Raw genomic sequence first — 1,017 nt, forward strand, 5'->3', positions numbered from 1 at the left:
GACGTAGAAGACGCAGTCCGCCGGGTCCGCGGGGAAGTCCTCCGCACCGTTCCAGAAGCGGTAGGCGAGGCCCTCGGGGAGTCCCTCGATCTCGTCCGGCGGGATGGGCAGCCACACGTCAGCAGTCATGCACAGGAGGCTATGTCAGGACGGTGCGACGGCAGAGGTTAGGTTGGGGTGGCCGGAACAGGGAGGGTCACGACCAGGTGGAGCGCAGGACGATCGGCGCGGCGGCGCTCGCGGTGGGGGCCGTCGGACTCGGGTGCATGCCGATGAGCTGGGCGTACAGCGCGTCGCGGCAGCGCGGCGACGAGTCGCTCAGGGCGGTGCACCGGGCGCTCGACCTGGGGTCGTCCCTGCTGGACACGGCCGACATGTACGGCCCCTTCACCAACGAACTGCTGGTGGGGCGGNNATCGTCGCCAACGGCCGCCCCGGGTATGTGAAACGGGCCTGTGACGCGTCGCTGCGGCGTCTCCAGACGGACGTCATAGACCTCTACCAGCTGCACCGGGCCGACCCGGAAGTGCCCGTCGAGGAGACGTGGGGCGCGATGGCGGAGCTCGTCCAGGCGGGGAAGGTACGGGCGTTGGGCCTGTGCGCGGTGGGCGCGCGGGCCGGCCGCCGCTCCGGGGCCCGGCTGCACGACGCGACGATCCGGCAGCTGGAGCGGGTACAGCAGGTGTTTCCCGTGAGCGCGGTGGAGGCCGAGCTGTCGGTGTGGTCGCCGGAGGCGCTGGAGACGCTGCTGCCGTGGTGCGAGACGCGGGGCATCGGGTTCCTGGCGGCGATGCCGCTCGGCAACGGCTTCCTGACCGGCCGGCTGCGGCCCGGCGCGGGCTTCGAGGCGGACGACCTCCGGGCCCGGCACCCCCGCTTCACGGCCGAGATGATGGCCGCGAACCAGCCGATCGTCGCGGGCCTGCGCCGGGTGGCCCGCCGCCACGGCGAGCGCGTCACCGCCGCCCAGGTCGCCCTCGCCTGGGTCCTCGCCCAGGGCCCGCAGGTGGTCCCGGT

General features: G+C 73.4%; 2 pseudogenes. One reads left to right on the top strand and one right to left on the bottom strand.

Annotated elements, in window-relative coordinates:
* Positions 1 to 129, bottom strand: a pseudogene (locus CCL05_RS46580) (dihydrofolate reductase); the annotation flags it as partial.
* A 77-nt stretch (positions 130 to 206) separates the two neighbouring features.
* Here CCL05_RS46580 and CCL05_RS33035 point away from each other — a divergent pair.
* A pseudogene (locus CCL05_RS33035) lies at positions 207 to 1,017 on the top strand (aldo/keto reductase); the annotation flags it as partial.

The organism is Streptomyces africanus (assembly GCF_002150735.1).
Classification (GTDB): Bacteria; Actinomycetota; Actinomycetes; order Streptomycetales; family Streptomycetaceae; genus Streptomyces; species Streptomyces africanus.